Origin of the sequence: Paraeggerthella sp., assembly GCF_048427265.1 — a bacterium.
Classification (GTDB): Bacteria; Actinomycetota; Coriobacteriia; order Coriobacteriales; family Eggerthellaceae; genus Paraeggerthella; species Paraeggerthella hominis.
This window is the reverse complement of record NZ_DBFOSR010000116.1, coordinates 1-8,835: the sequence shown is the minus strand read 5'-3', so window position 1 is coordinate 8,835 and position 8,835 is coordinate 1. Positions and strand designations below refer to the sequence as shown.

Annotated in this window: 6 protein-coding genes; 3 read left to right on the top strand and 3 right to left on the bottom strand. The window is 59.5% G+C overall.

All coding sequences use genetic code 11. The features are described 5' to 3' along the window. The first annotated feature begins 146 nt into the window (after positions 1 to 146). Positions 147 to 1,193, top strand: a complete 1,047-nt coding sequence (locus ACMNI9_RS10120; RefSeq protein WP_418831932.1) for a type IV toxin-antitoxin system AbiEi family antitoxin domain-containing protein — start codon at positions 147 to 149, stop codon at positions 1,191 to 1,193. Positions 1,194 to 1,292: 99 nt separating this feature from the next. Here the strand turns inward: ACMNI9_RS10120 and ACMNI9_RS10115 are convergent, their stop codons facing one another. Next, on the bottom strand, positions 1,293 to 2,207 hold the full coding sequence (locus ACMNI9_RS10115; protein WP_418831931.1) for an NAD(+)/NADH kinase: 915 nt from the start codon (positions 2,205 to 2,207) through the stop codon (positions 1,293 to 1,295). Positions 2,208 to 2,273: 66 nt separating this feature from the next. On the opposite strand from ACMNI9_RS10115, the gene ACMNI9_RS10110 reads away from it, so the two are divergent. Together ACMNI9_RS10110 and ACMNI9_RS10105 are read left to right on the top strand one after the other, a co-directional pair. After that, a complete protein-coding gene (locus tag ACMNI9_RS10110; protein WP_418831929.1) occupies positions 2,274 to 4,298 on the top strand; it encodes a lipid II flippase MurJ in 2,025 nt (674 codons plus the stop codon). Between the two features lie 88 nt (positions 4,299 to 4,386). After that, positions 4,387 to 5,868, top strand: coding sequence for a helix-turn-helix transcriptional regulator (locus ACMNI9_RS10105; protein WP_225749410.1), 1,482 nt, complete (start codon positions 4,387 to 4,389; stop codon positions 5,866 to 5,868). A 119-nt stretch (positions 5,869 to 5,987) separates the two neighbouring features. On the opposite strand, the gene ACMNI9_RS10100 is transcribed toward ACMNI9_RS10105, so the two are convergent. Both ACMNI9_RS10100 and ACMNI9_RS10095 read right to left on the bottom strand, forming a co-directional pair. Next, on the bottom strand, positions 5,988 to 7,616 hold the full coding sequence (locus tag ACMNI9_RS10100; protein ID WP_418831928.1) for an FAD-dependent oxidoreductase: 1,629 nt from the start codon (positions 7,614 to 7,616) through the stop codon (positions 5,988 to 5,990). 31 nt (positions 7,617 to 7,647) lie between these two features. Then, the gene (locus ACMNI9_RS10095) at positions 7,648 to 8,115 is read right to left on the bottom strand and encodes a hypothetical protein (RefSeq protein ID WP_225749411.1); all 468 of its coding nucleotides are present in this window, start codon (positions 8,113 to 8,115) and stop codon (positions 7,648 to 7,650) included. Between the last annotated feature and the right edge of the window lie 720 nt (positions 8,116 to 8,835).

The following is an 8,835-nucleotide window of genomic DNA, read 5'->3' as shown; positions in this document are numbered from 1 at the left end:
ATTGACCAACCAAAAACCCGTTCCCGCCCCAAAAAAGTTGTTTTGGGCTCGACAATGTACCTTATAAGTATTATGGACTTCCTTATATTTTATTGCACGGATCGTGAGACAATGGGCAAACAACACTCGGTGCAAGGAGGGCGCTCATGACCGAAGTCCGCGATGTCGAACTGGCTCGCCTCTTCATGTGTGCCGAGCGCAATCAACTGTGCCTTGTGCCCTCGAGCCCGCGCATCCGAGAACTCTTACGCCGGCAAATCAATCAAGGGGAAGCCATTCGCCCAGTTCGCGGCATGTATGCACGAGCTTCGTATTGGCAGGCTCTTGCGAAACCCCAGCAAGCGATGCACATCCTTCGCACGTTGCAGAAGCTGCACCCCGACTGGATCTTTTGCCACGAATCGGCAGCGATTGCGTTTGGCCTGCCCGTCGCGTTCAGCCAAATGGACGCAATCCATGTCGAAACATCTCGTGCGAAACGCAACGCGTCGCCATCCAGCATCCGCTGGCATGTGATTGAAGATGATGAACCCGCTCTCGTCCGGGGTCTTCGCGTTACCTCCCTCACTCGGACCGCCTTTGATTGCATGCGAACGACCAGCTTCAAGCAAGCCTTGGCTATCGCCGACGGCGCACTACGCTGCACTGGAAATGCGCCAAGCTGGTTCGCTGCTCGCTTCAAGCGCCTAGGCACAACGTACCCAGGCATCAATCAAGCCATAAGAACCATGTACTACGCCGATCCCCTGAGCGAAAGCGGCGGAGAATCCATTGCGCGCGCCACTATGATTGAGCAGGGGTTCGCGCTCCCCTGTCTCCAGGTTGCTTTTCCGCGGCCGCTCGACCCGCAACGTTCGTTCCGCGTCGATTTCCTTTGGACGCGAATGGACGGCAGCAATGTCATTGGCGAATTCGACGGCATGCAAAAGTACGAATGCGACGCATTCCGCAACGGTCGAACGCCGATGCGCGTCCTTGCCGACGAGCAGCACCGGGAGTCGCAGCTTACCCTCCACGGCATGCCTATCGTGCGCTTTTCCTACAAAGACGTGATGGACGCCGATCGTTTCGCAAGGCTCCTTGAACGCTACGGTATCCCCCGAAGCGACGAAATCGCGCGCGCCGAACGCCGTCTCGCTCAAACAAAATCGAGCACAGCACAGCTATTCACGGTTGAAAGCTTGCCAGGCTAGCGGCGCGAACCACCCGGCCGGTTCGCAAGGCATCCTTGGCCGTCAAGCCACGCACTTCGAACGGCGACGCAAGCTACAGCGGCTCCAACCTCCAACCCGCTAGAAAAACACCTTCGCGGCGTGCTCGTAAAAGCCCTCGTGCTGATGACGCAGCAAAACGGTGGGGGCTTCGCCTCGGCTGACGTAGATGCGACGCACCGGACGATCGAACGACAACAGCTCCCCATCGGCAAACAGGGTGGCGTCGCGTCGGGCCGCGTCGCGCGGCAAGCCCATTTCCACCACGTCGTTCGATGCGGTCACGATGGCGCGCGAATGCAGCGTATGCGGCGCGAGCGGCACCACCACCAGCCCCGTGAACCCGGGCGCCACCAAAGGACCGCCCGCCGACAGCGCGTAGGCCGTCGAGCCCGTCGCCGTGGCAACCACCAGGCCGTCGCCGCGCATTTCGGCAACGTGCGAACCGGAAACCCCCAACGTGAAATCGATGACGCGACCGTTCGCGCCGCGCGTCACCGCAAGTTCGTTGAGCGCGAAGAAGCTACGAGCGCCCGCCTCGCACGGCGATGCCGCATCGCACGAGGGTCCTTCCCCGTCGTCATCGTCGCTCCACGGATCGGGCTCGCCCTCGCATACAACGTCGATGCGCAGGTTCGCGCGCTGCTCGGCCACCACGTCGCCCGCCAAAGCCGCGGCCACGATGGCAACCACGCCGGCATCGCTCGAATTCGCCAAAAAGCCCAAGCGACCGAAATTGATGCCCAGGATGGGCACCCCGGTCGTACCGATCTGGCGCGCCGTGCGCAGGATCGTGCCGTCGCCGCCAAGCACTACCGCCATCTCCACGCCCGCCGCCAACGCGGCGTTCAAGCTGTCGTGGTCGCATGCACACGAAAGCTCGGTGGAATCGACCAGCGTGTACTCAACCCCCTGCGTGGCCAGGTACGTTGCCAATAGCAGCGAGGCGTCCACGGCTTTCGAGTTGGAATTATTGCGTACGATGAGGATGTGCATGAAGGTCTTCTTTCCGGGTTTGCTATGATGGGCCATTATATCCGATGCATAAGGAAGCGTCCCTCCATGTCCGACAAGCTCGCACGAGCTCAACATATGCGCCCCGCCGACCCCGGTTCCACCTCGGAGATATTCGTGGGCGGTCGCCACGCAGGCCTCGATCGCACCGCCATCGCGGCCGCGGTCGCCCAGACGGTCGTGCCGAAGCCGGAGCCGCGCCACGACCCCGCCAGCGCGAAGGCGCGTCTGCGTTCGGCGGCTCCAGGAGAGACGTCCGAGATATTCATCGGCGGGCGCCATGCCGGACCCGACCGGACCACGCCTCCGCGCGACCCCTTCGAACCGCAGACCCCCGACCCGCGCGATGCCGCGAAAGCAGCCGCGCGGAGCACGCGCGAAGAGCGCGCGGCCTTTCCAGGTTCCACCTCGGAGCTGCCCATCATCAGCAAGCATGGCGGAACGGACAAGACCATCACCCCCTCGCCAGAGCCCGAGGAAACAACCGTTGCGGTCGGGTCGTCGGCCGCGCTCATCAGCGCATGCACCCTGATCTCGCGCGTGCTCGGCTTCGTCCGCACCTGGGTCATGGCGTTCGCGCTGGGCTCTACGCTTCTGTCGAGTTCCTATCAAGTGGCGAACAACCTTCCCGCTCAGCTGTACGAGCTGGTGATAGGCGGCATGATCGTGACCGCCTTCCTGCCCGTGTACCTGTCGGTGAAAAAACGCCTGGGGCGTGAGGCTGGCAACGAGTACGCCTCGAACCTGCTCACCATCGTCGTGCTGCTGCTGGGCGTGGTGTCGGCGCTTTGCATCGCGTTTCCGGGAGTCGCCATTTATACGCAAAGCTTCTTCTCGGAGCAATCCGAAATGGCGCTCTCCGTGTTCTTCTTCCAGTTCTTCGCCATCCAGATCGTGTTCTCCGGTGCGACGGCTATCGTATCGGGCCTACTCAACGCCAACAGGGACTACCTTTGGTCGTCGATCGCCCCGGCGGCGCAAAGCGTGGTGGTCATCGCTTCGTTTCTGCTGTACGCAGCGGTCGCCCCGCAAGACCCCGAGCTTGCGCTTTACATCATAGCCATCGGCAACCCCCTGGGCGTGTTCGTTGCGCTGGCTATCCAGCTGCCCGCCCTCAAGCGCAACGGCATCCGCATCAGGCCGCGCATCAACCTGCGCGATCCCGCCTTGCGCGAAACGCTGGGGATCGGCGTGCCGGCCGTGTTCGTCATGCTGTGCTCGTTCGCGGTGGTGTCGGTCCAGAACGCGGCGGCCTACAGCTTCGCCTCGAACGGGCCGTCCATCCTGTTGTACGCGCGCCAGTGGTTCACGCTGCCCTACGCATTTTTGGCCGTGCCCATCACCACCGCCATGTTCACCGAGCTGGCCGACATGCAAGCCGAGAACAACATGGAAGGCGTGAAGCGCGGCATCATAGGGGGCACGAACCAGATCCTGTTCTTCATGATCCCGTTTGCCATGTACCTCATGGTGTTCTCGTTGCCGCTGGTCACGCTGTACAATGCAGGCGCGTTCACCTCCGAGAACGTCGCATCCATCGCCTCGTACATGGCGGTGCTGGCGCTTGCCTTGCCCGTGTACGGCGTCAACACGTACCTGCAGAAGATCTTCAGCAGCCTGCGCAAGATGGGCGTGTTCGCAGCGTTCAACTTCATGGCCGGCGCCGCTCAGATCGCACTCACCGTCTACGGCGCCGCCAACATCGACCGGTTCCCCATCGAGATCATCGCCGTTGCGGAGGTGCTGTTCTACGTGGTGGCGGACCTGTGCCTGTTCGCTTACCTGCGCAGCCGCCTGGGGGCGTTCGGCCTGCGGTCGGTGGTGAAGGCATGCTTCTCCGGCCTGGTGTTCGGCGGCTTGGGAGCACTGGCCGGCGGCGGCGTACTGTATGCGCTGCAAGCGTTCGTCGCCCCCATCGCCGGATCGATCCCTCTGGCCTTGACGTACGTGCTCGTCGGAGGAATCGTGGCGCTGCTGGTGACGTTCGGCCTGTCCATCAAGCTGCGCGTACCCGAAGCCGCGTTCGTCGGCTCGCTCATCGGCAAGGTGAAAGGCAAGCTGTCCCGCGGATAGCGCAAGAGGTTAGAGCTTTGGAAAACGCCTGTCGCGCATCATGATATGATGTTGCGGTTCGATACTTCGCCTCTGGGGAAACGGTGTTATGAATTTCAAAGCTCTGAGCGGCTCTTCTTCTTGGCTCGCAATTGTTGGCGCAAGTTTTTTCTGGACTTGGATGGATCGGGCGATGTTCGGGGACTCCCTGTACTTCGTGCTGGCCGACCGAAAGGGGCTTGATCTTGCGCAAGCGCCTGAGTTAGCCCAGGAATCGTTCATAGTCATGCTAACGGCAAGCGCCATCGTGTTTCTTGCACTGGCCGTCGCCGCCAAACGGCAGACCTCATCGATATGGAGCGTCAAGACCACCTTGGTCGCAGCAGTAGCAGGCGCAATTTCTACGGCATCCATCCTTCTTGCCGCAAGCGCCAATATGACTGCGCTTGCTATGGCAGGGGCTTTCGTCACGGGCTCGTCAATGGCTGTGCTCAACATTTCATGGGGCCGCATCTGCATCGCCCAAGGACCCGCCAAAGCCATGACCCACATTGCAGGCGCTTGGGCGTTGGGACTGGCTATCAACATCCTTACCGAAGGCTTGGTCCCCATCGCAGAAGGCACCTTCATAATCGTTTTGCCCCTCGTATCTTTCGCGCTGTACGCAATCGATGCGAAACTCCAGCACACGGACCCTTACCGCATTGATCAAGCGGAGCAAACACCCGAACAAACCATGACCGCGAAAGCGCACGTGCTGGGAGTCGACGTTCGATTTCCTGCGTTCATCCTTGTATTCTGCATCGCTTTCGGACTCATGTGCAGCTTCGAGATATTCTCTCCCGCCGCCACCGAGCGTCAAACGATCATCGACATCGTCGGATTACGAGGCATCGTGTCGTTGCTGTTCTTTATAGCCAGCCTAACGGCGCCCGCGCGACGCATGGAATCGCTTTTCAATGCGTGCCTTTCCTTCATGGTGTTTGGCCTGCTGGTTATGACCGTAGGGCTTTACACCAACGACGTTCAGGGCCTGACCCGCATATTCATCCCCATCGGCTACGCCGGATTCGACATTTTGGTATGGACGCTGGTTGCTTTCTATGCGAAAACGACGGCAACGTCCCCCCTGCGCATCCTCGCCGTCGCCATGGGGGCCGAGCAAGCCGGCATTCTGGCTGGACAGCTCATTGGCATTGCATTGGGAGGATCAGCGAACGCAACGAACAGCATCATGATGATGGCATTAAGCTATCTGCTGCTGATTGCGGTTATGGGACTAGCACGCCTGTGCACCGTTCTGTGGCGCCGCCAACGCGATGATGTAGAAGCGAGCACGGCGGACAGCTCCCTAGACGCCTGCGACAAGCAGGAAGACCACCTCGATCGCTTTGCGGACGCCTACGAGCTCACCGCACGCGAAAAGGACGTCTTCGCCCTTTTCGCCGAAGGCCGCAGCGCACCCTATATCGCAGAAATGCTGGTTCTGTCCGAGAACACGGTGAAGACCCACCTGCGACACATCTACACCAAGTGCAACCTGCATAACCGTCAAGAGCTGCTAGACGCTATCGAGGCTTTCAAGCGCTAGCCTCGCACACCAGCTTTCCCGAAAGCAAAAGCCAGGCCGAACGTACGCTCGGCCTGGCTTTTGCAAGGGAGGGACTCGAAACCTTGCTGCCGATCGCTCAAGCAGCAAGTCGGCTCGCTTTACGCGCGAAGCAGATCGTGAGCTTGATTGGCAGCAGAGCGACCACCGTTCAAGCACTCGGCGCTCGCAGATCCGGGGACATCCATGGGATAGACGTCTCGATACAGCATGATACCGTCAAGGCCGATAACGAACACGTTCTCCATGACGCCGCCCTTTTCCAAAACGGGGCGGAACTTGCGGTCGGTTCGAACGCCGCCCAAAGGTCCTTCCATGCATTCGTGAATCTCACAAATATAGAAGGGACCTTGAGCAATAGGCGTCAAGTATTCGGCCTTCTTGCCGTACAAATCATCCACGCCGGCAGCGCATTTTGCATTGCAGTCGTCTACTGCAGCCTGCAGCGCCGCAGCGTCGAGGCCGGCTTTTTCAGCTACGGCAGCCAGCGTATCCGCTCGCCATACGTCGTCGCCTTCGGCAATGATCTTTTCCATTTGCTCGGTGATATCAACGCCCCAGTCGGAAATAGCCTCGGGGTTGTATTGAGCGATCTGCTTGTCGTAAATAGCCTGATCGAACACGCTGAAGCAATGACCATTCTGATTGTGAATCGGCGCAGACTGCGTGATAACGTTCTCGACCACAAGCGCGCACGACTCGTCCACGAAGCGATCGCAGTCCTCGTTGACCCAAAGCATGGGGCCGCCGAAAGCGAACGCCGACCACTGAGGACCGAACACTTCCACCTGATGAGAAATTCGGTTGTACTTCAAATAGCAAACACCGGAGAACTCGGCAGCTCCCGCAGCCAAAGCCATGTTCACGCCGTCTCCGAAATGGCCGGGCGTGCCGATGCGTTCAAGCGTCTCCAGATTGAAGCCCCATTTGGTCAGGCGACGATCATCGTTGGCGAAGCCGCCCGTAGCCAGCACCACGACCTGCGCCTGATACTGAACCAAATCGCCGAACGCGTCGATAGCGTACACGCCGTTGACCTTGCCCGATTCGTCGTAGCTGAACTCGAGCGCGCGATTGTTCAAGCGAATGTCCGCGCCCTTCTCGCGCAAGCGAGCCTGCATGGGCAGAACATAGCCCACGTACGCGGCACCATCTTCCCACCAATGGAACGAGTTGACTTTGCCCGCCACCGCTCCGCAAGGATAGTTGTCTATCAGACCGCTCAGCTTGCATCCGCACGTATCCACCAGCCACTCGATATTGTCCGCGGAAGCATCGATAAGGTCCTTGTACAGCAATCCATCCGGGCACCACTGGGCCTTGCCCAGTTCTTCTTGCATGATGATAGAGCGATCGCACGAAACGTTCTGCTCTTTCTGGAAACGGGAATCGACGGCGAACGTGCCCTCCACGCCTTGACCGTTGCCGCCCAGCGTGGCCTGGCCTTCCAGCAAAATGAAATCGTCGCCGTTTTCGGCGGCCTGCACAGCACATGCAAGCCCCGCAAAACCGCCGCCCACGATGACGATGCCGGTGGATATAACCTCGGTAACCTCTTCGGGATTCACGACGATACCCGAGCAGTTAATGGTCTCCCCGTTGCCTGCGGCCACGCCAGAGCCGCTTTTTTCAGCGGATTGGGGAGCGCAGCCAACCAGACCGCAAACAGCGGCGCCCGCTGCGCCCATAGCGCCCAAAGTAAGAAAGTTCCTACGAGATATAGTCTCCATGATGATGCTCCTTTACGTAAAGTCGGATCACTTAGTTCTTGGAAAAGCCCTTGTCAGCACTGTAAGAAATCGACGCTCCGTTCACCTTCATGCTTGCATCGGTAACGGAATAGCGATAGTTCACCTGAGTGCTGTCTTCTCGTGCAGTGCTCGCCTGCACAGCCTGAATGGACACCGTGATCTGCACGTCCTGAACATCAAGATCTGCAACCTTCTTATACTTCAGAAGCTCATCGAAAAACTCCGCATAAGCCGGATCGTCCTGAGAGATGACGGCCGGGCTGTCGGCATCGGTCAAGCCCATGTCCATCATCGTGAACAAATCGCCAGCAGCCATAATGACCTGCTTGGCATTGGTCCGATCCTCGGTCGCCACCTCCGAAGACGACGTTCCCCCGCCGCATGCAGACAGCCCCAGCATTGCAGCCAGCGCAAGCGAAACGAGTGCGATAAGCCCTACCCTTATCACGCTCTTCGCAGCAGTTGCATTCCCTTTCATAGTTCCCCTTCCCTAGATGTAAATCGCTTCGCATTTTTGCGATGCGCTTCGCATGTTGAAGGAACCAGAAGGGGCCCGCGACACACGAAACTAACGAAACCGCCCTTTTTGACGACTTCACCAGAAAAGGATTACCCTGCCGTTCACCCTGTTCAGATAGCATGTTTTGCAATTTGGTCACGAGAGCGCGCTTGCATCCTTCGCTGATCGCGACCCGCTTTCTCGCCTCTTCGCCTTTCTTGCGCATGCGCGCCCTGCGCCGCCTTTGCGAAGAAGGTCCGCGCACGAAAAACCGCCCTCGCTGGCAGCTTTTGACGGTTTGAGGTCGTTTGACCCGGCGTACCGGGCGCCTGCGTAAGCGCAGCGAAACGGCTCAACGCTGTGACCAGGTAAAATGGAATCCGAGCCAAGGGACGGCGAAAGCGGTGCCCGAATCGACAACCCCTAACCGTCAAAAGCTGCCAGCGAGGGCGGTTTTTCGTGCGCGGACCTTCTTCGCGAAGGCGGCGCAGGACGCGCATGCGCAAGGAAGGCGAAGAGGCGAGAAAGCGGGGCGCGATCGGCGAAGGATGCAGGCGCGCTCCTGTGATCTAATTGCAAAACATGCTATCTGAACAGGGTGAACGGCAGGGTAATCCTTTTCTGGTGAAGTCGTCAAAAAGGGCGGTTTCGTTAGTTTCGTGTGTCGCGGGCCCCTTCTGGTTCCTTCAACATGCGAAG

Coding starts and splice junctions, on each gene's coding strand:
- ACMNI9_RS10115 (WP_418831931.1), bottom strand. CDS start 2,207: ATGCACATCCTCATCGTACGCAATAATTCCAACTCGAAAGCCGTGGAC.
- ACMNI9_RS10120 (WP_418831932.1), top strand. CDS start 147: ATGACCGAAGTCCGCGATGTCGAACTGGCTCGCCTCTTCATGTGTGCC.
- ACMNI9_RS10105 (WP_225749410.1), top strand. CDS start 4,387: ATGAATTTCAAAGCTCTGAGCGGCTCTTCTTCTTGGCTCGCAATTGTT.
- ACMNI9_RS10100 (WP_418831928.1), bottom strand. CDS start 7,616: ATGGAGACTATATCTCGTAGGAACTTTCTTACTTTGGGCGCTATGGGC.
- ACMNI9_RS10110 (WP_418831929.1), top strand. CDS start 2,274: ATGTCCGACAAGCTCGCACGAGCTCAACATATGCGCCCCGCCGACCCC.
- ACMNI9_RS10095 (WP_225749411.1), bottom strand. CDS start 8,115: ATGAAAGGGAATGCAACTGCTGCGAAGAGCGTGATAAGGGTAGGGCTT.